The 23766-nt window shown below is 66.9% G+C and carries 24 protein-coding genes; 9 read left to right on the top strand and 15 right to left on the bottom strand.

Features of this window, described 5'->3' with window-relative positions; translation table 11 throughout:
- Nucleotides 1-8: 8 nt before the first annotated feature.
- The gene (locus tag ACSQ9E_RS20100) at nucleotides 9-3113 is read right to left on the bottom strand and encodes a WD40 repeat domain-containing protein (RefSeq protein WP_436218967.1); all 3105 of its coding nucleotides are present in this window, start codon (nucleotides 3111-3113) and stop codon (nucleotides 9-11) included.
- A 106-nt stretch (nucleotides 3114-3219) separates the two neighbouring features.
- On the opposite strand from ACSQ9E_RS20100, the gene ACSQ9E_RS20095 reads away from it, so the two are divergent.
- Entirely contained in the window at nucleotides 3220-4158 is a 939-nt protein-coding gene (locus ACSQ9E_RS20095; RefSeq protein WP_436218966.1) for a succinylglutamate desuccinylase, read from the top strand.
- Between the two features lie 25 nt (nucleotides 4159-4183).
- On the opposite strand, the gene ACSQ9E_RS20090 is transcribed toward ACSQ9E_RS20095, so the two are convergent.
- A complete protein-coding gene (locus ACSQ9E_RS20090; protein WP_428001964.1) occupies nucleotides 4184-4519 on the bottom strand; it encodes an HPF/RaiA family ribosome-associated protein in 336 nt (111 codons plus the stop codon).
- A 231-nt stretch (nucleotides 4520-4750) separates the two neighbouring features.
- Here ACSQ9E_RS20090 and ACSQ9E_RS20085 point away from each other — a divergent pair, with 231 nt between their 5' ends.
- The 3 genes from ACSQ9E_RS20085 (at nucleotide 4751) to ACSQ9E_RS20075 (ending at nucleotide 5418) form a co-directional block, all read left to right on the top strand.
- Nucleotides 4751-4918 (top strand): hypothetical protein, encoded by a 168-nt coding sequence (locus tag ACSQ9E_RS20085; RefSeq protein WP_157412707.1) that lies wholly within the window; start codon nucleotides 4751-4753, stop codon nucleotides 4916-4918.
- 44 nt (nucleotides 4919-4962) lie between these two features.
- Complete coding sequence (locus tag ACSQ9E_RS20080; RefSeq protein ID WP_436218965.1) at nucleotides 4963-5100, top strand: hypothetical protein; 138 nt, start codon at nucleotides 4963-4965, stop codon at nucleotides 5098-5100.
- Nucleotides 5101-5169: 69 nt separating this feature from the next.
- Nucleotides 5170-5418 carry a hypothetical protein gene (locus ACSQ9E_RS20075; RefSeq protein ID WP_436218964.1) on the top strand — a complete coding sequence of 83 codons (249 nt, stop codon included), beginning with the start codon at nucleotides 5170-5172 and terminating at the stop codon, nucleotides 5416-5418.
- Nucleotides 5419-5452: 34 nt separating this feature from the next.
- On the opposite strand, the gene ACSQ9E_RS20070 is transcribed toward ACSQ9E_RS20075, so the two are convergent.
- Nucleotides 5453-6337 carry a LysR substrate-binding domain-containing protein gene (locus ACSQ9E_RS20070; protein WP_436218963.1) on the bottom strand — a complete coding sequence of 295 codons (885 nt, stop codon included), beginning with the start codon at nucleotides 6335-6337 and terminating at the stop codon, nucleotides 5453-5455.
- A gap of 109 nt (nucleotides 6338-6446) precedes the next feature.
- Between ACSQ9E_RS20070 and ACSQ9E_RS20065 the strand changes: the two genes are divergently transcribed.
- Nucleotides 6447-6857 (top strand): hypothetical protein, encoded by a 411-nt coding sequence (locus tag ACSQ9E_RS20065; protein ID WP_436218962.1) that lies wholly within the window; start codon nucleotides 6447-6449, stop codon nucleotides 6855-6857.
- 214 nt (nucleotides 6858-7071) lie between these two features.
- Here the strand turns inward: ACSQ9E_RS20065 and gloA are convergent, their stop codons facing one another.
- Both gloA and ACSQ9E_RS20055 read right to left on the bottom strand, forming a co-directional pair.
- On the bottom strand, nucleotides 7072-7509 hold the full coding sequence (gene gloA, locus ACSQ9E_RS20060; RefSeq protein WP_436218961.1) for a lactoylglutathione lyase: 438 nt from the start codon (nucleotides 7507-7509) through the stop codon (nucleotides 7072-7074).
- A gap of 76 nt (nucleotides 7510-7585) precedes the next feature.
- Entirely contained in the window at nucleotides 7586-8002 is a 417-nt protein-coding gene (locus ACSQ9E_RS20055; protein ID WP_436218960.1) for a 4-oxalocrotonate tautomerase, read from the bottom strand.
- A gap of 152 nt (nucleotides 8003-8154) precedes the next feature.
- Here ACSQ9E_RS20055 and ACSQ9E_RS20050 point away from each other — a divergent pair, with 152 nt between their 5' ends.
- Nucleotides 8155-9072: a LysR family transcriptional regulator gene (locus ACSQ9E_RS20050; protein ID WP_436218959.1), complete on the top strand. Its 918-nt coding sequence runs from the start codon at nucleotides 8155-8157 to the stop codon at nucleotides 9070-9072.
- 105 nt (nucleotides 9073-9177) lie between these two features.
- On the opposite strand, the gene ACSQ9E_RS20045 is transcribed toward ACSQ9E_RS20050, so the two are convergent.
- Nucleotides 9178-12222: an FAD-binding and (Fe-S)-binding domain-containing protein gene (locus ACSQ9E_RS20045; RefSeq protein ID WP_436218958.1), complete on the bottom strand. Its 3045-nt coding sequence runs from the start codon at nucleotides 12220-12222 to the stop codon at nucleotides 9178-9180.
- 12 nt (nucleotides 12223-12234) lie between these two features.
- Nucleotides 12235-12933, bottom strand: a complete 699-nt coding sequence (locus tag ACSQ9E_RS20040) for a GntR family transcriptional regulator (protein WP_428001958.1) — start codon at nucleotides 12931-12933, stop codon at nucleotides 12235-12237.
- A gap of 122 nt (nucleotides 12934-13055) precedes the next feature.
- On the opposite strand from ACSQ9E_RS20040, the gene ACSQ9E_RS20035 reads away from it, so the two are divergent.
- The 3 genes from ACSQ9E_RS20035 (at nucleotide 13056) to ACSQ9E_RS20025 (ending at nucleotide 16284) form a co-directional block, all read left to right on the top strand.
- Entirely contained in the window at nucleotides 13056-14297 is a 1242-nt protein-coding gene (locus tag ACSQ9E_RS20035; protein ID WP_436218957.1) for a pyridoxal-phosphate-dependent aminotransferase family protein, read from the top strand.
- A 229-nt stretch (nucleotides 14298-14526) separates the two neighbouring features.
- Nucleotides 14527-15504 carry a Bug family tripartite tricarboxylate transporter substrate binding protein gene (locus tag ACSQ9E_RS20030; protein WP_436218956.1) on the top strand — a complete coding sequence of 326 codons (978 nt, stop codon included), beginning with the start codon at nucleotides 14527-14529 and terminating at the stop codon, nucleotides 15502-15504.
- A 6-nt stretch (nucleotides 15505-15510) separates the two neighbouring features.
- The gene (locus ACSQ9E_RS20025; RefSeq protein WP_436218955.1) at nucleotides 15511-16284 is read left to right on the top strand and encodes a fumarylacetoacetate hydrolase family protein; all 774 of its coding nucleotides are present in this window, start codon (nucleotides 15511-15513) and stop codon (nucleotides 16282-16284) included.
- Here ACSQ9E_RS20025 and ACSQ9E_RS20020 read toward each other — a convergent pair.
- The 8 genes from ACSQ9E_RS20020 to ACSQ9E_RS19985 all read right to left on the bottom strand — a co-directional run bounded on the left by ACSQ9E_RS20020 (nucleotide 16281) and on the right by ACSQ9E_RS19985 (nucleotide 23758).
- Nucleotides 16281-16823, bottom strand: coding sequence for a DUF924 family protein (locus ACSQ9E_RS20020; RefSeq protein WP_436218954.1), 543 nt, complete (start codon nucleotides 16821-16823; stop codon nucleotides 16281-16283). The genes ACSQ9E_RS20025 and ACSQ9E_RS20020 overlap by 4 nt on opposite strands.
- Nucleotides 16824-16882: 59 nt before the next feature.
- Nucleotides 16883-17683 (bottom strand): DODA-type extradiol aromatic ring-opening family dioxygenase, encoded by an 801-nt coding sequence (locus tag ACSQ9E_RS20015; protein WP_436218953.1) that lies wholly within the window; start codon nucleotides 17681-17683, stop codon nucleotides 16883-16885.
- Between the two features lie 232 nt (nucleotides 17684-17915).
- Nucleotides 17916-18149: a hypothetical protein gene (locus tag ACSQ9E_RS20010; protein ID WP_436218952.1), complete on the bottom strand. Its 234-nt coding sequence runs from the start codon at nucleotides 18147-18149 to the stop codon at nucleotides 17916-17918.
- Nucleotides 18150-18254: 105 nt separating this feature from the next.
- Entirely contained in the window at nucleotides 18255-19187 is a 933-nt protein-coding gene (locus tag ACSQ9E_RS20005) for a DMT family transporter (protein ID WP_436218951.1), read from the bottom strand.
- Between the two features lie 189 nt (nucleotides 19188-19376).
- Complete coding sequence (locus ACSQ9E_RS20000) at nucleotides 19377-19922, bottom strand: MgtC/SapB family protein (RefSeq protein ID WP_057268082.1); 546 nt, start codon at nucleotides 19920-19922, stop codon at nucleotides 19377-19379.
- 902 nt (nucleotides 19923-20824) lie between these two features.
- The gene (locus tag ACSQ9E_RS19995; RefSeq protein WP_436217113.1) at nucleotides 20825-21925 is read right to left on the bottom strand and encodes an IS5 family transposase; all 1101 of its coding nucleotides are present in this window, start codon (nucleotides 21923-21925) and stop codon (nucleotides 20825-20827) included.
- A gap of 184 nt (nucleotides 21926-22109) precedes the next feature.
- Nucleotides 22110-22733: a DUF7482 domain-containing protein gene (locus ACSQ9E_RS19990; RefSeq protein WP_428001954.1), complete on the bottom strand. Its 624-nt coding sequence runs from the start codon at nucleotides 22731-22733 to the stop codon at nucleotides 22110-22112.
- Nucleotides 22734-22801: 68 nt separating this feature from the next.
- The gene (locus tag ACSQ9E_RS19985; protein WP_436218950.1) at nucleotides 22802-23758 is read right to left on the bottom strand and encodes an NAD(P)H-dependent flavin oxidoreductase; all 957 of its coding nucleotides are present in this window, start codon (nucleotides 23756-23758) and stop codon (nucleotides 22802-22804) included.
- Nucleotides 23759-23766 lie beyond the last annotated feature (8 nt).

The raw sequence follows: 23766 nt of genomic DNA, 5'->3' as shown, positions 1-23766 counted from the left end.
GTCGCCGCTTACCAGCGCAGCGGTGCGTCCTCGCTGTTCCAGAAAATCCAGCGGCGTACCTCCGCATAGGGCGAGGTGCTGATGGAGTAGGGGTCCAGCCCCGTCTCCGTGCGCTGCAGCACGGCCAGGTAGCCGCCGTAGCTGCCCACCAGCAGCGTGCTGCCGTCCCCCGAAGCCTCAATGGCGCTGATACTGCTGCCCACGTGGTGGCGCCACAGCGTGCTGCCCTCATCGTCCATGGCATGCACGTAGCCGCTGGCGTCGCCCATGACCACCATGCCGGGCAGCGTGGCCGAGGCGTACACGCGCCATTGGGTGTCGACCACCGTGCCCTCGGTGTCGCCGGCCGCATCCACGGGCGTGGCGATGGTGATGCCGTTGTACAGGTGGCAGGAGTTGAACCACAGCCGCGTGCCGTCGTGCGAGAAGCGCGCGTGGTGCGGGTACGAGGACTGGGTGCTGAGCGTGCGCAGCGGCCGGCCGTCCTGCGCGCTGAGCAGGATGTGGGCGCTGTCCTGGTCGCCCAGGGCGATGAAGCGCTCATCGGGCGACAGGGCCATGTGCAGCATGTCCATGGCCAGCAGGCTGCCCGGGGGCTCGCCGTCGGCCGCATCCTGGTGGTTCTTGGGCCAGGTGTAGGGGCCGCCATCGTCCGCGTCGCCATCGCCCTCGTCGAACTCCTGCGGGTGCAGGCGCTGCACGCCGTGGGCCGCGCTGACCAGGTACACCCCGGTGGGGTTGCGCAGCAGCACGCGCTGGCCGTCGTTGAAAGGAATGATCTCGTCGCAGCGCTGGCCCAATGATCCTGCTACCAGCCCCATGGATTCGGGGATGCCCTCGTTGCCCCGTGGCAGCGGCAACTGCGCAATCTGCGCGCCGCCAAAGCCCTGGTGCGTGGTGATGTGGATGCCGTCGCTCTGCGCAAAGCAGCTGCCGTCGGCCGAGCGCCCCAGGCCCTTGAGCGCTGGCAGCGAGGTGGGCACTGCGCCATCGATCTGCACCCAGTGCGCCGATTCACTGTAGCTGGGGCCGATGCGCGCGAGGATGCGGCCATCGGCCAGCAGATAGACCGGGCCGATGAACTGCCCCGCCTTGGCCGCCGTGCGCACATAGGCATCGGGGGCAAAGGCAAAGCGCTGGCGAAAGCGCGCGGCCAGCGCTTCGTCGGCATGCCGGTTCACCAGGCGCGCGAGCTGCAGCACCGTGGGCGCACTGGCCTTGCGCGGGTCTTCCGGCAGGTCGGCGGTGGGCTCGTCTTCATCTTCATCTTGCGCGCCGTCGTCGCGCTCCTGCTCGCGGGCGGTCATCGCGAACTGGTGCGCGCGGATCGCGGCCACATAGGTTTCGCCGCCGCTCTGCCATTGCCCGGACAGCAGCATCAGCTCGACCGGGAACACGGCAGAATCCGGCAGGTCGTCGGCCAGGGGCGGCGTGGCCAGCAGGTGCACGGCCGTTTCGATACGGCGCTGTTCTGCCTGGTGCGCCTGCTGCTGCTCGTGCGCGCCCTGTATTTGGGCCTCTACCTGGGCGTAGATGCGCAGCAGCCGGGCAATGTGGTCCACCGCACCGCGGGGCAGTGTGGTGCGGGCCTCGCTTTGCCGCTGGGTGTACTTGAACTCCACCACCGGCGGGCCCGCGCGGGCCTCGTCGATGTCGAGCTGGTAGGCGCCGTAGGCATCGTCCGAATCGTCGCCGGGCCGGGGTTCGCCGTTCTCCCAGCTCAGCTTGAGCGCGCGGCCATAGGGCTCGCCCTCGTGCAGGCAGGGCTGGCGCGCACCCACCCACACGTCGCCATGCCACTCGCCGTTCTTGTCGCTGTCCCACCAGTCGTTGTACTCCTCGGTGAAATAGGGCAGGCTGGTGAACTGCTCGATGCGCCGGGGCGTGAGCTCGGCCTGCAGCCGGTGGTACAGCGGGTAGCCGGCGCGCGACTGGCCCACCGCAAGGCGCACATAGTCGAGCACGCCGCGCCAGGCCCGGGTAGCGGCCTCGCGTGCCTCGGCCGGCGCCTCATCGTCCAGCACCTTCCAGCCGTCGGGCGTGCCCTCGGTGTAGCCGCGGTAGATCAGCGTGGCCACCTCGATGAACGGGATGGGCCGGCGCAGCACGGCAGCCGCCAGGCGTGCCAGCAGGCCTTTGCGCTGGGGCTCGCGCTCCACCGAGAGGTAAAAGTCCCAGGTCTTCCAGACGGTGATGAACACGTTGTCGTCGCGCTGGTCGCCATCGGCATCCACATGCCGGCGGCACAGCGAAAAATCGGTCTGGCCAAACCAGCCGGGCGCCTTCTTCTCCTTGTGCGTGACGATGGGCGAATTCACCGCCGCCAGGATGTTGGCCACGCTGATGGCTTCGTCGGCGAAAAGGTCGCTGGCCAGCGGCATGTCGGCGGTGATCTCGGCGCTGGCACGCAGGGGGCTCTCGCCGGCGCGCACGGCCTCCACCACGCGGTCGCGCGACAGCAGGGCGCCGATGCCGTCCGCACCGTCGTCGATGCCGTCGAAGAACTCGGGCGCAAACACCAGGCCTGCCACCTCGGCGGAAAACTCCGCCAGGCTGGGCACGCCGCACGCCTCGTCGAGCAGAAACTCCACCTGCTCGCCGCCGGCCACCTGCACGTGGTATTCGTCGGTGAACAGCGCCACGCGCGCGGTAAGGCCGCCGTTCACCTGCAGGTCGCCATGGTTGTAGTGGCCCCAGAGCAGTTCATCCACCGTGAGCGCGCCCTGCACGTACACCAGCTGCCCGCCGATCACCGCATGCTGCACCTGCAGGCTGCCCAGCACCACCAGGTTCGCCGTGCCATCGGTGTCGCTGGCGGTGAGTGCGCCGTCGATGCGCAGGTTGCCTTCGATGAGGACCAGGTAAGGCGCGCGGCGGGGCAGGGGGGCGGCGTCCGGCTGGGTCTGGGCCAAATGGTGCAGGCCGCCATCGGCCACGAGCGGCGTGTCCAGGTGCAGTTCGGGCCACTGCATGTCGCCAGTGATCCAGGCGGCGGTTTCATCGGCCAGCCCCTCGGGGTCGTCGCGCAGGCGCTTGGCGATCCAGGAGTCGGCTGGGAGCAGGTGGGCCACATCGGCCAGGGGGACAAAACGCAGGCTGGGCAGGCTGGGCATGGTGCTTTCAGGGCAACGAACAGTCGGCGGGCATCGTACACCGCGTGAACGCGCGGCACTTTGGGTCGACAATGATGTGTTGTCTTATTAATTAAACCCTCCCACCATGAGTCAGAACCCGCCCTTGTTTGAAGTGCTGCCCCGCGACCTGTCCGCCTACCGCCAGGGCAATGTCGGCATCGACTATGTGCACCGCTTCGAATCGGGCAAGCCCGGCCCCCATGTGCTGGTCAACGCGCTCACCCACGGCAACGAAATCTGCGGCATGGTCGCGGCCACGCACCTGCTCGACAGCGGCGTGCGCCCCCTCATCGGCACGCTGACCATCAGCTTCGCCAACGTGGCGGCCTACGAGTCGTTCGACGAGTCGCGCCCGTTCGAGAGCCGCCAGCTGGTGCACAACCTCAACCGCGTCTGGTCGGCCGCCGAGCTCGACGGCAGCGACGACAGCCCCGAGCTGCGCCGCGCGCGCGAGCTGCGCCCCGTGGTGGCTGCGGCCGACCACATCCTCGACATCCACTCCACCAGCCAGGACGTGCAGCCCTTCTGGGTCTACCCTGCCTACGAGCGCAACTCGGCGGCGGCCCTAGCCATCGGCCTGCCCCCCGTGCACATGGTCATGCCCAACGGCCTGGGCTCCGGCACGCCGCTGATCCAGCACGGCCGCCACGGCCAGGCCCTGGGCGATGCCGGCGTGGCCATGGTGGTCGAATGCGGCCAGCACTTTTTGAAATCGGCGGCCGACCTGGCCACCCTGGTGGCGCAGGATTTCATCGCCCACTTCGGCCTGACCGCACCCCGTGCCGACCGCGCCGCCCCTGGCGCGCAGCGCCGCTTCGAGCTGCTGGAGACCTGCATGGTGCGCACTCCCGACTTCGCGTTCACCCGGCCACTGGAAGGCTTCGAGACCTTCGCCAAGAACGAACTCATCGCCACCGACGGCACCGTGGAGATCCGCGCGCAGTGCGACGACTGCACGGTGATGATGCCCACCCGCGAGCCCATCGTGGGGCGCGAGGCGGTGTACCTGACGCGGCCGATCTGAGGGGCTGACGCCGCGCAGGCGCGGCCTACCCCCTACGCCTCAAGCGCAGGCAGGTTCCTGCTGGTGTGGCGCGGCGCACGGTGCGCAGCACGTGCCGGGCCGCGCGCGCCAGCGCTTCGTCCAGTGCAGTGCGCCAGTCCTTGGCTGCCGACGACACCACCACCGATCCCGCGCCATCCGTGCGCAACTCGATCTGGCAGCGCTTGTCCAACCCGCCCCGGGGGCCGTTCACGTCGGCCAGTTGAACATCGGCACGCGGCACCAGCGCTTTGAGGCGCCGAAGCGCAAAGCGCACCCGGCGCTCGACGGCCTCGCGCATCAACGCAGCATCGGGATGGCGGGACTTGAAAAGTATCTGCATCAGCGTTCTCCTTGGGTTGGAGTGCGCACCTTAGCCCGCGCAGTGTGGCGGTAACAGCAGGTTTTTTCTGCAGGCAGTATCTGTAAAGCCTGTGGTTGGCGTAGGCATCTTTCTGATTCAGGTTCGGTAAAACCGATGCAGGTGTCATGAAAAACCTGCTTCTTGAAGCAACCTGGTGGCCGCACATTCAAGCTTGTTCCAACCACTGCAAGGTGCTTCATGAAGCCATTGATGTCTGTCCATTCCCTGCTGAGCTCGCTGCGTGCCAAGGTGCTGCAGTGGGTCTGGCCGTGGTCGCAAGGGCGCAGCGCACTGCTGCGTGCACCGGCGCTGGTTCCCATCCGGGTCCATTCCTCCCAGCGCGAACACCCGCGCCGCCGCTACCGCTACCGCGACTGAGCCCCTGGGCATGCGTCCCGCACCTGCACCCAGAACCCACCCTTGTGGCATGGCCACACCGTCCTGAATACAAAGCCCCCGAGAAGGAAAAAATCATGCGCAGCTACCCCCACAACAGCCCCGAAGCAGCAGCCCGTATCGTCGCCCTGTTGCTGATCTCCGACGGCAACGTCAGCCGCTAGGAGCTGGAGGCCCTTTACGGCCAGGACATCGAGCGCGAACTCGGCCTGGCGCCCGGCGACTTCGCCCAGGTGCTGCACACCCTGTGCGAGGACCTGCTGATGGCCGCGCACGAGCGCCGCCTGCTCACCGGCAGCATCGACCAGGCCACCCTGGACGCGCTCATGGCCGAAGTGACCGACCCTGGCCTGCAGCACAAGGTGCTGTACTTTGCCGACGCCGCTGCCATGGCGGACCGCCACGTTGCGGCTGAGGAGGCATGGATCATGCGGGCTGCGCTGACGCAATGGCGCATCGGCAAATTGCCTGCGCACAGCTGAGGCGGCGCACCGGCGGTGCACCATCGCGGCGCAGCTATGCGCCGCGTGCAGCGTCCACCATCTGGCGCACCAGCGGATGGTGCTGCCCGCGGCGCGACCAGATGGCATGCACTTCCTCGCTGATGCCGGGGCAGTCGCCCAGCAGGCGCAGCCCGCGCACCAGCCCCACGTCCTGGGCACCCAACTGGCTGACCGGAAACACCCCCAGCCCCCGGGCTGCGAACACCGCCAGCAGGGCGCTGTCTTCAAACTCGCCCACCACCCGGGGCTGCACCCCGATGTCCTGGAACCAGTGGTCCAGCGTGGAGCGCAGCGGCGAATGGAAGGTGGGCAACAGCACCGGCAGCTCCTGCAGCGACTGTGGAAACCGGTCGCGCACGGTCTTTCGGACCAGCGAGGCCGGCCCGTACCATTGCAGCGTGGAGCGGGCGATCCGTTCGCTGGACAGGCGCTGGTTCGGGTTGCGCGGCGCAGCCTGCCCGGCCAGCACCACGTCCAGTTCGTGCAGCGCCAGCTCGGACAGCAGCTCGTCGAACTCCCCCTCGTGGCACACCAGGCGCAGGTGCGGGGTGGCCAGCACCGGCTCCAGCAGCGCATGTGCTGCCAGCTTGGAGATGCCGTCGGACAGCCCCACCGAGAGCCGCGCGACCTTGGCGCTGGCCGCTTCGCGCACCTCATCGGGAATGCTCTGCCCCAGCTGGAATATCTCTTCGGCCCGCGCATACGCCGCCTGGCCCGCCTCGGTCAGCGCCACCCCGCGGCCGGATGGCTTGAGCAACTGGTGCCCCAGGGCCTTCTCCAGATCGCGCACCTGCGCGCTGATGGTCTGCACTGCCATCTCCAGGCGGTCGGCGGCGCGGGCAAAGCCACCTTTCTTGGCAACCATCCAGAAATAGTAAAGGTGGCGGTAGTTCAGCATGCGGTCTCCGGTTCGGAAAAACCGAATACTAGATTCGGCTGAGCCTGGTGTCTATTCCGTTCCGCCATGCCCATACTTGGCACTTGATATTTCAGAAAGACAACGATCCATGTTTTACGCAATCAGCTGGTTTCTCTCGTTCATGCTGCTGGCCCTGTGGTCACTGGCCTGCTGGGGCGCGCACGCGGTGACGGTCTGGGCGGTCGGCAGCACCGGTGCCCTCGCCGGTGGTACGGCCGCCATGGATGCAGTCCTGCTGCCCGAGTGGATCAAGGTCTGGATACCGCCCCAGTTGGCGCAGGAGTTCGGCGGCGTGATTGCCTCCGTGGGGGGCGTCGTGCAGGCGGCGCTGGAAACCGTGCCGGCACTGTCCGGGGCTGTCTCGGTACTGGCCTGGGTCATCTGGGGGCTGGGTGCACTGGCGCTGATGGCCCTGGCCGTGGGAGCGCATGTGCTGATTGCGGTGCTCAGGCGCCGTACGACGGGTTCCGGCCTGTCGGGAGTGTCCGCCGTGAGATGACGCGGGGCTGATTCGGCTCGTCCCTCTGCCTACGCCGAGGGGGCGGGGATCGATGGAGAGCAACGATCTGCAGCCGCAACTTTCAGCGCTCCAACCATCGCCTTGCGATGCAGCTTGGTCACATGTCGGATGACCTGATATGGCCTGGTGGTGGGAGCACCCATTCGGACGGGTGGTATGCCGCCTCGGGAGGATCTCCGGGGTGTTTGCAGGGCTACTGCTGGACCAATTCAATCCGGTAGCCGTCCGGGTCCTGGATGAAGGCGATGTGTTCGATGTCTGTCCGGTCTGGCGACATTTCAGAGAGGGGGCCGGGTTGGCGGATGACCGTGGCGCCGGCGCGCTCAAGCAGTCTGCAAGTCGCATGAACGTTGCTGCATCCTACTGCGATGTGCCCGAAGGCATCCCCAATGGCATAAGTCCGGTCGCCCCAGTTGTGCGTCAACTCGATGACCGCGGCTGTGCTTTCCTCCCCGTATCCGAGAAAGGCCAGAGTGAATTGCCCCTGCGGGTAGCGCTCCTTGCGCATCAGTGTCATTCCCAGCAGCCTGGTACAGAAGTCCACGGAACGCTCCAGGTCGGAAACCCGAAGCATGGTGTGTAGCAGGCGCGTGGGTCGGCCATTGAATGAAGTCTCTGCGATGTGGGTCATGCTCTGCCCTGTGCTGCTTGTGTGGATTCGTGAACTGGCTGCCCATCGGCGGATCGGCAGCCACTCGGGAGCGTTATCAGCCTTGGGCTGCCGCAGCGCCCAGTTCTTCGTTGGTGTAGGCCTTGCCACCAATGCCCCACATGCCGTCGATGGCGTACTTCAGGTTCACCCAGATTTTTTCGCGCGGATGCTTGCCGTCGCAGGCGTCGTAGATGATCTGCGTGGCCTCGGCCACATAGGCTTTCTGAATCTCTCTGGACGCAAAAGCGAAGGCTGGCGTCAGCCACTCGACGATGGCGACAGGTGTGGGCTTCAAGCCCGCAAATGTGCTGTCGGCAGAAACGTCGGCAATGTGTCCAATCACATTGGGTGTGAAGAATTTGTTGCCGGTCAAGCCGTGCAGCTTCAAGAAAGCTTCAGAGAGCCGGGCCATCGTCGTAAGTCGGCGGTCTTTCGGAAGAAGGCCTTCGGTGATGATGAGTGTGAGTGGCATTTTTTCTCCAGGAATGATTTGCTGGGTGCATGACTCTGCGTGGCTCGGTCTTGCGCTGTGCACGGGACATCCGCACTGGCGTACTGTGCGATGTCCACGGTGTTGTGGAAATCCTTTGCGCAGATCAATGCTTGTGCAGAAAATGCACAACCATGAATGATTTGAACCTGGATGATTTTTCTTTGTTTCTGCAAGTGGCGAACGCGCAGTCGTTCTCAACGGTTGCACGTGATCGCAATGTTGCCCCCAGCCATGTTTCGCGAAGAATTGCGCGCATTGAGGCCGCTTGCGGTTTGCGGCTTGCCCATCGAACTACCCACAGCCTTTCCTTGACAGAAGAAGGGGAAGTTTTTCTGGAGCACGCCCGCAGAATCCTTGATGAAGTTGGCCAGCTTCAGGACGGTATTGGCGGGCGCAGCAATAGCATTTCGGGCATGGTGCGAATCAGCGTGAGCCAGTTGCTGTCGGAGTATGTGGTGATCCCCCGCTTGCACAAGCTGGCCGACCTCCATCCCGGGCTGTCCCTGGAACTGCAGGTGGAAGATCGCTTGGTGGACATGGCGGACGAGTCGATAGACATCGCCATTCGCGCGGGCGCTGAACCTGCTCAGGCTGCAATTGCCAGAACGCTGGGTACACATGGCCGTGCCCTCTATGCATCACCAGCCTACTTGCGCAAGTGGGGCACTCCGAAGTCGATTGACGACTTGTCAGAGCACCGACTTATCTCCAATGCGGCCACCAGGTCCCACAATCGATGGGAGTTTCATTGCGACGGGGCTCCAGTCACCTTGGAAGTACAGGGGAATGTGCGTGTGAACAGCAGCGCCTCTGTCATTTCTCTGGCTCTGTGCGGAGCCGGAATCGCGCGAATCAATGACGTTGTTGGCAACGCTCTGGTTGAAGAGGGGCGGCTCCGTCCAGTCTTGGGCAAGCTCATCCGTCCGGGTAGCAGCCCTGTGTATGCTGTGATTTTGAGCACCAGGCACAGGGCTCCCAAGATACTGGCAGCGATGGCCTTTCTTCAATCCTGCTTTTCGGAATTCAGAGAGCCGGCAAGGAAGTCCTGACCTATGGACTTCTCCGCCCGCGCATCAATGATGAAGCGCGAACTTTGGTCCATGGCAGAACTGAAATACCGGGCGCCACCCTATTCATCCCGCAGCGAACCCACTTCACACCCGCAGCCCATCCAGCAACCGCGCCACATGCACCGCCTCCCGCTGCGCCCCGTCCGCAATCTGGTGCCGGCAACTCGTCCCGTCCGCCACCACGATGGCATCGGGGTTCTTGCGCACCGCGGGCAGCAGCGCCGCCTCGGCCATCTGCATGGATACCTCGTAGTGCGATGCTTCATACCCAAAGCTGCCGGCCATGCCGCAGCAGGAGCTTTCGATCAGCTCAGGCTTGGCCTCGGGGATCAGGCGCAGCACCTCCAGGATGGGGGGCACGGCGCCGAAGGCCTTCTGGTGGCAGTGGCCGTGCAGCAGGATGGGTTTGCCTGCGGACTTGAGGGATGGCGCAAAGCGGCCGGTCTTGGCCTCGCGGGCCAGGAACTCCTCGAACAGCAGGGCCTGCCGGGACACGGTCACGGCCTTCTCGCCCAGGCCCATCACCAGGGCTTCGTCGCGCAGGGTGAGCAGGCACGAGGGTTCCAGGCCCACGATGGCGATGCCGGCCTGGGCCAGGGGCAGCAGGGCGTCGATGAGTGCGCCTGCCTTTTTCTTGGCTTCATCGACCATGCCGGTGGCCAGGTAGGTGCGGCCGCAGCAGTGGTGGCCGCCAGCTTTCTCCACGGTGTGCAGCACATAGCCCGCGGCATGCAGCACGCGTGCGGCGGCCAGGGCGTTCTCGGCCTCGAAGGTGCCGTTGAAGGTGTCGACGAAAAGCACGGCGGCCTTGCGGCCGGCTTGGGCGGCGGCGATGGTGTCGGCCTGGCTGCTGAACAGTGCCTTGTCGTGGCTGCGCCAGAAGGTGTCGCTGCGCCAGGCGGGCAATGAGCGTTTGGCCGAGAAGCCCAGCAGCTTTTCGCCCAGCCAGGCCGCGCCGGGCACGGTGTTGCGCAGGTTGAGCAGCCAGGCGAAGTGGCTGGCGGTGCGCGCGTAGCCGGGCAGGTGGGCCACCAGGCGGTCCTTGAGCGTATGGCCGTGGCGGCGCTTGTAGTGATCGAGGAACTCGACCTTCATCTTGGCCATGTCCACGCCCGTGGGGCAGTCGCGCTTGCAGCCCTTGCAGCCCACGCACAGGTCCATGGTGTCGTGCATGGCTTCGCTGGTGAAGGCGTCGGGACCGAGCTGGCCCGACACGGCCAGGCGCAGGGTGTTGGCGCGCCCGCGGGTCAGGTGCTGCTCGTCGCGCGTCACGCGGTAGCTGGGGCACATGGTGCCGGCGTCGAACTTGCGGCAGTGGCCGTTGTTGTTGCACATCTCCACGGCCTTGGCAAAGCCGCCGGTCACGTCGCCTCCGGTGCCGGGGGCCGTGGTCACCTCGGTCACAGGGTCGGCCTGCACGTTCCAGGCCGACCAGTCGAGCACGGGCGTGAGCGGGATGCGCCGGTAGGGCTTGGGCGCCGTGGGCGGGGCAAAGCGGAACAGCGCGCCGTCGTCCATCTTGGGCGGGTCGATGATCTTGCCGGGATTGAACAGGCCGATCGGATCCAGGTGATTCTTGATGGCGCGAAACGCCTCGTTGATGGCGGGGCCGAACTGCCACTCGATCCACTCGCCCCGGCACAGGCCGTCGCCGTGCTCGCCGCTGAAGGCGCCCTTGTACTTGCGCACCAGGGCGCTGGCCTCTTCGGCGATGGCGCGCATCTTGGCCGCTCCATCGGTTCGCATGTCGAGGATGGGGCGCACGTGCAGCGTGCCCACCGAGGCGTGGGCGTACCAGGTACCGCGGCTGCCGTGCCGGGCGAACACTTCGGTCAGGCCATCGGTGTATTCGGCCAGGTGTTCGAGCGGCACGGCGCAGTCCTCGATAAAGCTCACGGGCTTGCCGTCGCCCTTGAGGCTCATCATGATGTTCAGGCCCGCCTTGCGCACCTCCCACAGGTTCTTCTGCGGGGCCTCGTCGGGCATTTCCACCACGCTGCCGGGCAGGCCCAGGTCGCCCATCAACTCCACCAGCTGGCGCAGCTGCGGCAGCAGGGCGGCCTTGTCGGCGCCCGAAAATTCCACCAGCAGGATGGCGGCGGGCTTGCCGATGAGCGCTGTCTCCACCGTGGGGCGAAAGGCCGGGTTGGCCAGCGCCAGCTCGATCATGGTGCGGTCCACCAGCTCCACCGCCGTGGGGCCGAGCTTGACGATGTGCTGCGCCGAATCCATGGCCGCGTGGAAGGTGGGGAAGTTGATGATGCCCAGCACCTTGGCGCGCGGCAGCTCGCTGAGCTTGAGCGTGAGGCTGCGCGTGTAGGCCAGCGTGCCCTCGGCGCCGATGAGCAGGTGCGCCAGGTTCACGCTGCCGTCGGCGGTGTAGGGCTTCTCGCTCTGGTTGTCGAAGATGTCGAGGTTGTAGCCCGCCACGCGGCGCAGCACCTTGGGCCAGTGCTCGGCGATATCGCTGCGGTGCTGCAGCGCGAGCTGGTGCACATGCTGGGCAATGGCCGTGGCGCGCGGGCCCAGCGTGGCCAGGGGGCCGAAATCGACCAGTTCGCCGTCGCTCAGCCAGGCGCTTGCGCCCAGCACGTTGTGGACCATGTTGCCGTAGGCAATGGAGCGCGAGCCGCAGGAGTTGTTGCCCGCCATGCCGCCCAGCGTGGCCTGGGCGCTGGTGGAAACGTCCACCGGGTACCACAGGCCGTGGGGCTTGAGCTGTGCGTTGAGGTGGTCGAGCACGATGCCGGGCTCCACCGTGGCCGTGCGGGCTTGCACGTCCAGTTCCAGCACCTTGCGGAAATGCTTGGTGTTGTCGATCACCAGCGCCGCACCGGTGGTCTGGCCGCACTGGCTGGTGCCACCGCCGCGCGCCAGCACGGGCACCTTGAGATCGCGCGCGATGTCGATGGCCACCGCGATGTCGCGCTCGGTGCGCGGCACCAGCACGCCGGCCGGCATGATCTGGTAGATGGAAGCATCGGTCGCATAACGCCCGCGCGATCCGGCATCGAACAGCACCTCGCCCTCGGTCTCGGCGGACAGGCGCCGCGCCAGCGCCTCGCAGGTCTCGTTCGGGGGCAGGGTGGTACCGGCTGGCTGCAGGGTGCTGGCGGGTTCGATGCGCATGGGGAGGGGGTCCTAGGTAGAGGCTTTTCGCTTGGGCTTGGGGTAGATCTCGCCGGCGCGCAGCAGCTCCAGCACGGTGTCGCGCTTGCGCAGCACGTGCACCACCAGCACCTTGCGCATGGCATCGGCGTCGTGGGCGGCCAGGGCCTCGATCATCTGTTCGTGCTCGGCCACGGCCAGCTTCCACTTGGCTTCGTTCTGGTTGGTGCGAAAGCGCAGCGACTGCACGCGGGCGTTGATGGAGCGGTAGGTGGCCGTGAGCACCGGGTTGCGCGCCGCCGCGTTGATGGCGGTGTGGATGTTGTTGTTGATGCGGTAGTAGCCCGACAGGTCGCGCCGCGCGAAACAGGCCATCATTTCGTAATGCACGGCGCGCAGCTCGGCCAGCTCTTCATCGCCGATGCGCTGCGCGGCCAGCTCGCCCGACATGCCTTCGAGCATGGCCAGCACCTCGAAGGTGTTCACCACGTCCGCCTCGGTGAGTTTGACGGCCACCGCGCCCCGGTTGGGCAGCAGGTCCACCAGGCCCTCGGCGCCCAGCAGCTTGATGGCCTCGCGCAGCGGGGTGCGCGATACGCGCAGTTGCTCGCTCAGCTCGCGTTCATTGAGCTTGGCGCCGGGCGCGATATGACCTTCCACCAGCATGGTGCGCAGCCGCGCAGCGACCTGGTCGTGCAGTGCGAGGCGGGAGATTTCAATGATTTCAGCCATGGATTGCTTTCTTGGTTGAATTTTGCATGCAAAAAATGGGGGTATCAACGGCCGATACAAAGGGTATTCCCGCATGCGTTCATGTTTTTTGCATGCAAAACTGAAGGCAGAAAGGACGCTCCATGCTTCAACTCGACTTTCATCCCACCGGCCGCCATTTCCTGCAGATCCCGGGCCCGAGCCCGGTGCCAGACCGCATTTTGCGGGCGATGAGCCTGCCCACCATCGACCACCGGGGCCCCGAATTCGGGGGCCTGGGCCTCAAGGTGCTCTCGGGCATCCAGAAGATTTTCCAGACCCGCCACCCGGTGGCCATCTACCCCGCATCGGGCACCGGAGCCTGGGAGGCGGCCCTGTGCAACACCCTGAGTGCGGGCGACCATGTGCTGATGTTCGAGACCGGGCACTTCGCCTCGCTGTGGCAGAAGATGGCCACGCGCCTGGGCATTTCCACCGAGTTCCTCACCTGGGAGGGCAAGGACGAGCACCTGCCCCTGGCTGGCGGCTGGCGCCGCGGCGTGCAGGCCGACCTGATCGAGGCCCGCCTGCGCAAGGACACCGAGCGCAAGATCAAGGCCGTGTGCGTGGTGCACAACGAAACCTCCACCGGCGTCACATCGGACATCGCCTCGGTGCGCAAGGCCATCGACGCGGCGGGTCACCCGGCCCTGTTGATGGTGGACAGTATCTCGGGCCTGGCCAGCGCCGACTTCCGCCACGACGAGTGGGGCGTGGACGTGACCATCAGCGGATCGCAAAAGGGCCTGATGCTGCCCCCGGGCATCAGCTTCAACGCCCTGTCGCCGCGTGCGCTCGAAGCATCGAGGACCGCCACGCTGCCGCGCGCCTTCTGGGCCTGGGACGAGATCGTGGAGATGAACAAGGACGGCTACTGGCCCTACACGCCCAACACCAACCTGCTGTACGGCCTGTCCGAAGCGCTGGACATGCTGCTGGCCGAGGGGCTCGACAACGTCTTCGCGCGCCACCAGCGCTGGGGTGCGGGCGTGCGCGCCGCAGTCAACGCCTGGGGCCTGCCCATCCAGTGTGCCGACCCGGCCGTGTATTCGCCCGTGCTCACGGGCGTCATCACGCCCGAGGGCGTGGACGCCGATGCCCTGCGCCGCCTGATCCATCAGCGCTTCGACCTCTCGCTGGGCACGGGCCTGGGCAAGCTCAAAGGCCGCATGTTCCGCATGGGCCACCTGGGCGACAGCAACGACCTCACGCTGGTGGCCATGGTGGCCGGCGTGGAGATGGGCATGAAGCTCTCGGGCATCGCCCTGGCGGGCAGCGGCGTACAGGCGAGCATGGATTACTTCGCCAGCCATGCGGCGCCTGCCGCGTTGAAGAAGGCGGCCTGAGCCCGGCCCCTTGTTTTCTTCCTGCGGATGGATTGACGGCCGGCGCCTGCGGGAGGCGCTGGCCGCTGGCATGTGTTGACCCGCTTGCGACCCCTGGCGGCGCAGCGGTGGATTCCTCGATTGATCGATAGACCCCGTGTTTCATGCCACCGGCCGTGCTGCCGGGGCTGTGCTGAGTTCATTCAACCCGGCCTGCACAAAAAAGGGCCAACGAAGGAGACAAGCGATGATGAAAAGACGTTCCCTGATCCAGACCGCAGGCGCGGCGGTGGCCACGCTTGGCGCGCCGCGCCTGTTCGCGCAGGAGTGGCCCAGCGGCCCGGTGCGCATCATCGTGGGCTTTCCGCCTGGCGGCGGCACCGACGCGCTGGCGCGCGTGGTGGCGACCAAGCTGTCGACCATGTGGAAGCAGTCGGTCATCGTGGAAAACAAGGCGGGTGTCTCGGGCGTGCTGGCGGCCGAATACGTGTCGCAGCAGCCCAGCGACGGCAGCACGCTGCTGATGGCGCACATCAACAGCCATGCGCTGGCGCCCAGCCTGCAGCCCAAGCTGCGCTACGACGTGCAGCGCGACTTCGTGCCCATCGTGATGGTGGGCGTCACGCCCAACCTGCTGATCGCGGGGCCGGGGCAGAAGGCCCTGACCGTGAAGGAGATCGTGGCCCTGTGCAAGGCCGACCCCGGCAAGGTGAGCTTTGGTTCGGCCGGCCCCGGCTCGGCCCAGCACCTGGCGCTGGAGATGTTCAAGCTGCAGGCGGGTGTGGATGCGCTGCACGTGCCCTACAAGGGCAGCGCACCTGCGCTGGCCGACCTCATGGGCAACCAGATCCAGTATTGCTTCGAGACGATGACCGCAGCCACCCCGCACGTGAAGAGCGGCAAGGTGGCCGCCGTGGCGCAGACGCGCACCAAGCGCGCCAAGGGCCACCCCGGTGTGCCAACCATGCAGGAGCAGGGCTTCCAGGGCTTCGAGGCCACCACCTGGTACGGGCTGGCGGGGCCGGGCAAGCTACCATCGGGCATCGCCGACAAGATCAACCGCGATGTGAACACCGTGCTGGCCATGCCCGACGTGCAGGAGCGCATGGACACCTACGGTGCCGAGGATGGCGGTGGATCGCGCGACAAGTTCAAGGACTTCATCGCCACCGAAATCGCCAAGTGGGGCAAGGTGGTGAAGGAAGGCAACGTCAAGGTAGAAAGTTGAACAACGATGGCTGAGCAAGACCCGACGACCGGATTGACCCAGGCCCTGGTGGCCGCATGGCAGGCTGGGCACACCATCAGCGCCTTGCCCTGGGGCGGGGCGTTTGCCGATGCGCCTGCGGCCTATGCCGTGCAGGAAGCGGTGGGGCATGCCATGGGCTGGTTCCCGCCGGGGCCGGCGCGGCACTGGAAGTCAGGCGGGGCCAACCGCCAGGTGGTACTCACGCACGCACCGCTGCCGCCAGCGGGCGTGCGCAGCAGCCCGGCGCAGTATGCCGACATGCAGTTCCACACCATCGGCATCGAGGCCGAGATCGCGCTGCGCCTGGGCCAGGCCGTGTCGCCCGCGCAGGCGGCAGCGCTCACGCCCGATACTGCAGGCATGTTCGTCGACGCCATGGCCGTGTCCATCGAGATCGTGGATTCGCGCTGGGCCGAGGGTGGCGCCGCACCGGCCCTTCTGCGCCTGGCCGACCTGCAGTCGCACGGCGCGCTGGTGCTGGGCGAGTGGGTGCCTTATGCCGCGCGCGACTGGGCGGCGCAGCGCTGCGTGGCGCGCATCGGCCAGCGCGAGCCGGTGCTGCGCACGGGCACCCACCCGCTGGCAGACCCTGCGTGGCTGCTGCCCACCTGGCTGCAGCACGCCACGCGCAACGGCGCGACCGTGGCGGCCGGTACGGTGGTGACCACCGGGTCGTGGGTGGGGTTGCTGCCTGCTGCCAGGGGTGAGGCGGTGGAGGTGGAATTCGACGGCGTGGGCCGCGCTTCCCTCACGCTTTAGAAAGACGATCCCGGCTGCGCGAGGAATGCCGTTTCCTCCGCCGTCGAGACCCGCCCCAGCACCTGGTTGCGGTGCGGGTAGCGGCCAAAGCGCTCGATGATCTCGCGGTGCCTGATCTCGAAGGCCAGGTTGTTTTCCAGCCCTGGCTGGTCGAACAGCTCCATGGCGTGCAGGTGGATCACCAGCGATTCGCTGTGCATGTAGGGCATGTAGGCAAAAGCGCGCTGCGCGGCGGGCAGTGCGTGGTGTTGCCCGCTGGCCACCAGTTCCTGGGCCAGGGTCAGCGCCTGCGCATCTTGCGCAAACGCCTGAGCGGTATCGCGGTGGATGTTGCGCGAAAACTGGTCGAGCACGATGATCTCGGCCAGCCGCCCTTCGGGCGTGGCGCGCCAGGGCGCCAACTCGCACTGCCTTGCAGCCTGCAGCGTGGCGCCAAAGCGGGTGGCAATGGTCTGGTCGAGCACCTCGTCTTTCTGGAATTGCTGCTGGGGCGTGAGTTCCTGGAACCAGAACTGGAGAATGTCTTCTTCGCGGTGCATGGGCAATGGATCTGCAGAGGGGCACCCATCATAGGTGCAAGGGCGTTGAAAAAGGCCTGTCAGCCGAACTGGTAGGAGGCCATGGCCACCTCCATGACATGGTCGACAAAGACCCGGTGGCCCACGTCAGCACCCGCGGCGCCTGCCACCACCATCAGGGGGATCAGGTGGTCCTCCTGCGGATGCGCCAGGCGTGCGCCTGGGGCCTCTTGCCAATGCACCAGCATGTCATTGCGCTGCTGCGCGCTGGGGGCGGTGATGGCGTCGTTCAGGAAACCCTCGAAGGCTTCGGCCACCGGCGTGGACTGCGGCCGGCCAAAGCCGCGCATGTTGTGGTACGTGAGGCCGCTGCCCATGATGAGCACGCCCTCGTCGCGCAAGGGTGCAATGGCCTGTCCGAGGCGGATGTGCTCCGCAGGGTCGTAGCTGGACTTCATCGACAGCATGACCACCGGAACATCGGCCTCGGGGTACATCAGGCTCAGGGGCACGAAGGTGCCGTGGTCGAAGCCGCGGTGGGCGTCTTCCTTCCAGCCGATGCCGGCGGCGGTCAGCAACTCGCCGACGCGCCCCGCAAGCGCCTTCGATCCGGGTGCCTTGTACTGGATGCGGTAGGTGTGCTCCGGAAAACCGGAGTAGTCGTACTCCATGGGCGGGTGCTCGGCGGTGGAGATGGTGAACTCCTGCGCCTCCCAGTGGCCGGTGATGACGAGTATGGCCTTGGGCTTTGCGGGCAGCAGGCCGGGCATCCGGGCGAACTCGCGTGCCGTCTTGGCGAACAGCTGCTTCATGCCATCAACCCATGGCCAGGGGCCGCCGCCGTGGGAGACGAAGAACGTGGGGAAGGTGGGGGAGGTCATGCGGTTCCTTGGCCCGAGGAGAAGTGGGGAATCTCGGCGCGATGGATCGAATATAGGTGCCCACCTGGGGGTGCACAAGGCAGCATGGCTGGGAAACACTGTCCGGCAGGCAGGACAATCGGGAGGGGGTCCTTGTACCGCCGGGCCTGCAGGCCTGAGCTGCATCACGGATGGCCGTCACTGGCCTCCCGATGCCCCTGCAGGTCCAGGGCTTGCCTGGGCCCGCATCAGCTCAATGCTTGGTCAGGCGGATCTTGCCTTCGCGAACGTACTGGTTGTACTGGTCCTTCGGTATCGCGGCCGAGCCTGCGATGTCGTCCTCGACCGACCAGCTCAGCGTGGTGCTGTCGGGTGAGGTGATCAGTTCCACCGGACCTTCGGGAATGCTGATGGGTGCACCGTCGCCGGGCGTGTAGGTCACATGGCCGTGGATGGTGGCGTGCTGGGTGTGTGCTTGTTGTGTCATGGCAAATCCTCGTGCGGCAGGGCCGCTATTGGTACTTGTCCATTACAAGGCTGCACGCGCATTCGCACTGTCGGACCACGCGCCGTGGGGCCGCCGGGCAAGGGCTCAAGGTGGCAGTACCGCCTGCTGCGTGTTGCGCTCGGTGCGCACCAGGTACAGCCCGCTGCCGATGATGATGGCCCCACCGATCAGGGTGTAAGCGCCAGGCACGGCCTGCCACAGCACCCAGTCCAGGCCCATGCCCCAGGCCAGGGCGGTGTACTCGAACGGCGCAACGACGGAGGCCTGTCCGTGGCGGAAGGCCTCGGTGATCGCCAGTTGGCCGAGGAAGCCCGAGACCCCCATGGCCGCCACCAGCGGCCAGTGCGATGCATCCACTGCCTTCCACTGCGGCACGGCCAGGGCCGTGGCGCCCAGGGCCAGCATGGCCGTGGTCCAGAACACCAGGCTGGCGCTCGAATCGGTGCGCGTGAGCAGGCGCCCGGCGATGGCCGAGATGGCGTAGCCCGTGGCCGCGCCCAGCACGGCCAGCGCGCCCACGGAGAGCATGGCCTCCTGGCTCGGGCGCAGGGCCACCACCACGCCCACCAGGCCGAGCACGATGGCCACCCAGTGCGCGACGCGCACCTTCTCGCCCAGCACCACGGTGGACAGCGCGGTGATGAGCAGCGGGGCGATGAAGAACAGCGTGTAGGCCTCGGCCAGGCCGAGTTCGCGCAGCGCAAAGGCGAACAGCGCCAGCATGGTGATGTTGATCGCGCCGCGCAGCAGGTGCAGCGGCCAGCGCACCTTGAGCAGGCCGCGCACCTCGCCGCGCCACAGCACATACAGCGTCACCAGGGGCAATGCCGCCAGGCCGCGCATGGACGCGACCTGCATGGCCGGGTAGCTGCCCGACAGGGTCTTGAGCAGTGCGTCCATCACCGAAAAGCAGCCCACCGCCAGGCACATGGCGATGATGCCGCGCAGGTTGGCCGAGAGGGGCGCGGTGGCGGAGGTCTGGCTGGATGTGGCGGCCTGGGCGCTGGGCTCAGCCACCGGAGGCTCCTGGCAGGGCACTGGCTGCAAGGGCAGCCGGGGTCGGGTAGGGCGTCATGGCGGCAATCAATCGTAGGCAATGGACCGGTCCCCAACGCAGTGCGGGGCTTTGCAAAAAGTGTAGCCCAGGCCTGCTGCCAGTGGGCTGCCCGCATTCCCATGCCGCGAGACGCTTGCCCTGCCGGCTGGTCAATCGACCTTCGCTTTGTCCTTTTCTTTGCCACCGCGCTGCGAGCGGCCCTGCGTCGCGTCGTGCAGCATCGGGATGGCCCAGAGCACGGCCAGGGCCAGCACGGTGCTCAGCACCGCCGTCATCTCGCGCCCCAGGCCCGCGGCCACGCCGATGGCCGCCGTCAGCCAGATGCCGGCGGCGGTGGTCAGGCCCCGCACCTGGGACTCCCCATCGCCATCGCCCTTGAGGATGGTGCCGGCACCGAGAAAGCCAACCCCCGCGACGATGCCCTGGATCACGCGGCTGTTGTCCGCCGGGCCGATGCCGACCTGCTGCGCCACCAGCACGAACAGCGCGGCGCCCATGGCCACCAGCATGTGGGTGCGTATGCCGGCGGCCTTGCCTGCGTGCTCGCGCTCCCAACCGAGCAGGCCGCCGAGGATGCCGGCCACCATGAGCCGCACGACGATGCGGGTGGCTTCGCCGGCGTCGGGGACGTCGGAGAATTCGGAGGCGATGGTGGTGGCGATCTGTTGCCACCAGGCTTGGGATGGGTCAGCCATGGTGGCGGCCTGGTGGGTGAGGGTTGTGGTGGTGTGTTGTGGTTATGGGGGCGCGCATGGCATCTCCGGGTGCCGTGCCCACGGCGGGCACTGGCGACAATGTGCTTGCTTGTTGCTTGGGGCGCTAGCAGTGGAATGCGAGTTGGGGGGTAGGACGCGGCCGACGCTGAGTTGTGCGTTCATGGTTGCTGCGTGCCTTGGTTGAGGGCGGAGGCCGGGGTGTGCGCCCGGCGGCGCAGTAACTTTCTCTTGGCCGCCAAGAGAAAGTCACCAAAGAGAAGGCGGCCCCCAGTCTGCGTCCCCCGTTCGCCCTGCCGGGCGAATGGGGGCAACCTGCGATGCTCGGTCCTGGGGTGGTGCCGCAGAACTCACTGCGTTCTCCCTTCGGGCGAACTCCGTTCAAACAGCTGCGGCAAGCCAGATCACGAAGTGCGTGTGTCCTTCGGCACACGCACCCACCCCAGGCCCTGCGCTTCTCGGCGCAGCCAGCAGGGGTGGGGAGCGGGTACCACTCGGCTGCTGCTTGCGCAGCTGCGCCTGGGGTCGGTTCGCGCTGTGCGCTGCCGACGGACGGCGCAGCCGCCCTGGCGAGCCGAGCGCAGCGAAGGACCACAGGCCGAGCGAAGCAATGGCCCGTATGGAGCCCGCTCCCACCCCCTTCTGACCGTGCCGAGAAGCGCAGGGCCTGGGGTGAGCGCGTGCCGAAGGACACGCGCATCGTCATCTGGCTCGCCGAAGCTGTTTGACCGGAGCTGCCTCGCAGAGGCAGCGCAGGGAGTTCTTCGGCGTCACCCCAGGACCGAGCATCGCAGGCTGCCCCACTCGCCCAACGGGCGAGTGGGGACACGGGCAGCGGGGTCGCCTTTCTTTTGGGTACTTTTCTTTGAGGGTGTAGAAGAAATCTATTTCAACCGCCCCAACAACATCCGAGCCTGCGCAAGCCACACCCACGCAGCCGCATAGAACGGCTTGCGGTCGTGGTGCATCACAAGCCTGCGGTTGCGCTCCAGCCATGCATGGGTGCGCTCCACCACCCAGCGCTTCTTGGCGATGGGGGCGGGCTGCTCGTCGCTCCACAGCGGCTGCTGGGCATCGTCCCAGCGGTGGCGGGCACTGTGGCGCACGATGCGCACCTGTACGTGGTGCGCCTTCTCGATCTGCTGGGCGCATTGCCCGGCGTACGCGCTGTCGGCCCACAACGTCTTGAACGAGCCATCCGTGCGCTTGCACGCCTGTGCTACCGCTTGCGCGGCCGCGTCGCGGTCCTGCACGGCTGCACTGGTGATCACAACCGCAAGCAGCAGGCCCAGTGTGTCCACGACCAGATGGCGCTTGCGCCCTTGCACCTTCTTGCCTGCATCGAAGCCCAAGGTACCACCCTGAGGGCTGCCCCGGTTGGACTGCGAGTCGATGATGGCCTCGCTGGGCTGCGCAGCGCGCTCCAGGCGTTGGCGCCATTGCTGGCGCAGACGCTCGTGCAGCGCTTCGAACTTGCCTTGGCGGGCCCAGTTGACGAAGGCCTTCTGCACGGACTGCCAGGGCGGATAGATCTGCACCGGCAGGTTGCGCCAGGACGAGCCGGTGCGCAGCACATAGCAGCAGGCATCGACAACGCTACGCCGCGAGTAGGTGGCCGGTCTGCCACGCGAGCCCGGTTGGGGCTCGAACAGGTCCTGCGCCAGCGCCCATTCGGCATCGGTCAGGGCACCGGCAATGGCGTTGCCGGATTGACTGGCGGGCCGATGCCGGGCGGTGTAGCCGTAGCGCGTGCCAGGCTGACCAGGCTGCGAGCGGGACAGCTGCGACTTGGGCCGCGCTCGCTGCAGGCCGGCAGCCTTCAGTGCTGCGCGCAGAGTCACCGTGCTAGGGGCGCTGCGGCCCATGTGATCGGCCCAGGCCAGCGCCAACTCGGGCAGCGTCGCCTGCGGATTGTCTCGGACCACCTCGCGCAAGGTGGTGTACTCGCCAGGGGGGATTACGGGTGGTCGGCCTGTCTTTGCCATTGCGCTGCTCCTGCTTGGTCAATGCGGCGCTATTATAATTTATTTATTCTACACCCTCTTTGGCGAAGCAAAGAACAAGTACCTCGGCCGCCGGGCCGAGACCCGGCCTCCGCCTTCAACCAAAGCACGCCGCCAAAAAAGACAGCAATGCACCGTTGGGGTCATGCTCAGCAGTGCAATCCGCTCACGGTGTACGCCCATCCACCGTCACCCCCGGCAACACCCCCAACTCCCCCCGATGAACAATAGGACAGTTCAGCACCACCCGCGTCACCTCCAGCACCACAAAACCCTTGTCGGCAGCATCCAGCACCTCCTCCTCCGACCGCAGCACGCGCGCCTGCGCAGGGTCGCGCCAAGTGACCTTGACCAGCTGCCACAGCGGGCTGTAGGCCGCGCTGCGGTTGGCATGGCCCACGGGCTCCGGGGCCGAGGCGAACACACTGGGCTGGCGGAAGTTGGTGCTGCCGTACACGCGCGACGTGGCGCCAGGGCGCCGGTTGCCGCCCGCAGCGCTGGGCACGTCGGCCAGCGCATGGGCGAGCTGGGGCACGTGGTTGGCAAGGTGCTCGCGCGCCACCTCGGCGTCGGATGCGTCGGTGGTCACGTACAGCACCTCCTTGCCGTCGAACCAGCCGCGCAGCAGCGGCAGGTGCGCCCGCTCGGCGCTGGCCGGCCCGGGGCTGGTCTCGGTGTTGGCGGCGGGTGTGCCGCAGCCTGTGAGCAGCGCTGCAGTCAGCAGCAACAGGCCGGCCCCTGGGGGCAGGCGGTACGGGCGTTTGGTGGTGTGTCTGCAAAGGGTGGGCATGGCAATGGTCCTTTGAAAGTGCGGTTCGCCGGGCCATTGTGGGCCCACCACCCACCACCCACCACCCATCAACCGAAGGAACGCGCCGTGCCCATCGCACCCATGCGCGCCGTGATGGAAAAAAACTCCGCCACCGTATCGTCAATGATCTGCTGCGCCGTCTTGACGGAATCGATCAACCCCGCCGTCTGCCCCGCCAGTGCAGGCGCAGCCTCCATGTCGCCGCCAAAGTACACGCGCTGTATGCCCTCGAAGCTGTCCGCCGGCATCAGCCCGGCTTCGTGAATCGCCGCAGTGCGCTCGGACTTGAGCGCGCGGATGCAGGGGCTGGCGCGGGTGTTGAGCATCCAGGTGCCGGTGGTGCTGGCGCCCACGATGGCGTTCTTGTAGTTGGCGTGCACCGGGCTTTCGGCGCAGCTCACGAAGCGCGTGCCCATCTGCACCGCCTCGGCGCCCAGGGCAAAGGCCGCAGCCATGCCGCGCCCGTCGCAGATGCCGCCGGCGGCGACCAGCGGCACATCGACCCGTGCGCGGATGGCCTGCAGCAGCACCAGGGTCGAGACCTCCTCGGGGTTCTTGAAGCCACCACCTTCGCCGCCCTCGACCACCAGGCCGTCGATGCCCGCATCCACGCACTTGAGCGCGGCCTCCAGCGTGGGCACGGCGTGGTAGACGGTGATGCCTGCGTCCTTGAGCGGTGCGATGAACTTGGCCGGGCTGCCGGCCGAGGTGGTGACGAAGCGCACGCCCGAGGCGCAGACGAAGCGCAGCATGGCGTCGTCCTTCAGAAAGCGGATGGGCAGGTTCACGCCGAAGGGCAGGCCGAGGGCGCGCATCTTGGTGATCTCGGCCTGGCAGTTGGCGGTTTCGCCCGACGAGGTCTCGATGATGCCCAGCCCGCCGGCGCGCGACACGGCAGAGGCCAACTGCGTGCGAGCGATCCAGCCCATGGGCGCCTGGATGATGGGGTAGCGTGAGCCCGTGTGGGCGAGGACGCGGTTGTTGCCGGTGGTCGGGGTGGTCATGCGTGCGG

The organism is Acidovorax sp. LjRoot118 (genome assembly GCF_964253575.1).
Classification (GTDB): domain Bacteria; phylum Pseudomonadota; class Gammaproteobacteria; order Burkholderiales; family Burkholderiaceae_C; genus Acidovorax.
The sequence above is the reverse complement of the archived record's forward strand: the minus strand, read 5'-3'. Positions and strand labels throughout refer to the sequence as shown.

What these genes read in the sequence shown, in the direction of transcription:
- ACSQ9E_RS20030 (WP_436218956.1), top strand. Translation starts at nt 14,527, where the DNA reads ATGAAAAGACGTTCCCTGATCCAGACCGCAGGCGCGGCGGTGGCCACG.
- ACSQ9E_RS20040 (WP_428001958.1), bottom strand. Translation starts at nt 12,933, where the DNA reads ATGGCTGAAATCATTGAAATCTCCCGCCTCGCACTGCACGACCAGGTC.
- ACSQ9E_RS20000 (WP_057268082.1), bottom strand. Translation starts at nt 19,922, where the DNA reads ATGGCTGACCCATCCCAAGCCTGGTGGCAACAGATCGCCACCACCATC.
- ACSQ9E_RS20010 (WP_436218952.1), bottom strand. Translation starts at nt 18,149, where the DNA reads ATGACACAACAAGCACACACCCAGCACGCCACCATCCACGGCCATGTG.
- gloA (WP_436218961.1), bottom strand. Translation starts at nt 7,509, where the DNA reads ATGACCCACATCGCAGAGACTTCATTCAATGGCCGACCCACGCGCCTG.
- ACSQ9E_RS20065 (WP_436218962.1), top strand. Translation starts at nt 6,447, where the DNA reads ATGTTTTACGCAATCAGCTGGTTTCTCTCGTTCATGCTGCTGGCCCTG.
- ACSQ9E_RS20070 (WP_436218963.1), bottom strand. Translation starts at nt 6,337, where the DNA reads ATGCTGAACTACCGCCACCTTTACTATTTCTGGATGGTTGCCAAGAAA.
- ACSQ9E_RS20095 (WP_436218966.1), top strand. Translation starts at nt 3,220, where the DNA reads ATGAGTCAGAACCCGCCCTTGTTTGAAGTGCTGCCCCGCGACCTGTCC.
- ACSQ9E_RS20055 (WP_436218960.1), bottom strand. Translation starts at nt 8,002, where the DNA reads ATGCCACTCACACTCATCATCACCGAAGGCCTTCTTCCGAAAGACCGC.
- ACSQ9E_RS19995 (WP_436217113.1), bottom strand. Translation starts at nt 21,925, where the DNA reads ATGGCAAAGACAGGCCGACCACCCGTAATCCCCCCTGGCGAGTACACC.
- ACSQ9E_RS20090 (WP_428001964.1), bottom strand. Translation starts at nt 4,519, where the DNA reads ATGCAGATACTTTTCAAGTCCCGCCATCCCGATGCTGCGTTGATGCGC.
- ACSQ9E_RS20035 (WP_436218957.1), top strand. Translation starts at nt 13,056, where the DNA reads ATGCTTCAACTCGACTTTCATCCCACCGGCCGCCATTTCCTGCAGATC.
- ACSQ9E_RS20085 (WP_157412707.1), top strand. Translation starts at nt 4,751, where the DNA reads ATGTCTGTCCATTCCCTGCTGAGCTCGCTGCGTGCCAAGGTGCTGCAG.
- ACSQ9E_RS20015 (WP_436218953.1), bottom strand. Translation starts at nt 17,683, where the DNA reads ATGACCTCCCCCACCTTCCCCACGTTCTTCGTCTCCCACGGCGGCGGC.
- ACSQ9E_RS20050 (WP_436218959.1), top strand. Translation starts at nt 8,155, where the DNA reads ATGAATGATTTGAACCTGGATGATTTTTCTTTGTTTCTGCAAGTGGCG.
- ACSQ9E_RS20100 (WP_436218967.1), bottom strand. Translation starts at nt 3,113, where the DNA reads ATGCCCAGCCTGCCCAGCCTGCGTTTTGTCCCCCTGGCCGATGTGGCC.
- ACSQ9E_RS20045 (WP_436218958.1), bottom strand. Translation starts at nt 12,222, where the DNA reads ATGCGCATCGAACCCGCCAGCACCCTGCAGCCAGCCGGTACCACCCTG.
- ACSQ9E_RS19990 (WP_428001954.1), bottom strand. Translation starts at nt 22,733, where the DNA reads ATGCCCACCCTTTGCAGACACACCACCAAACGCCCGTACCGCCTGCCC.
- ACSQ9E_RS20025 (WP_436218955.1), top strand. Translation starts at nt 15,511, where the DNA reads ATGGCTGAGCAAGACCCGACGACCGGATTGACCCAGGCCCTGGTGGCC.
- ACSQ9E_RS20020 (WP_436218954.1), bottom strand. Translation starts at nt 16,823, where the DNA reads ATGCACCGCGAAGAAGACATTCTCCAGTTCTGGTTCCAGGAACTCACG.
- ACSQ9E_RS19985 (WP_436218950.1), bottom strand. Translation starts at nt 23,758, where the DNA reads ATGACCACCCCGACCACCGGCAACAACCGCGTCCTCGCCCACACGGGC.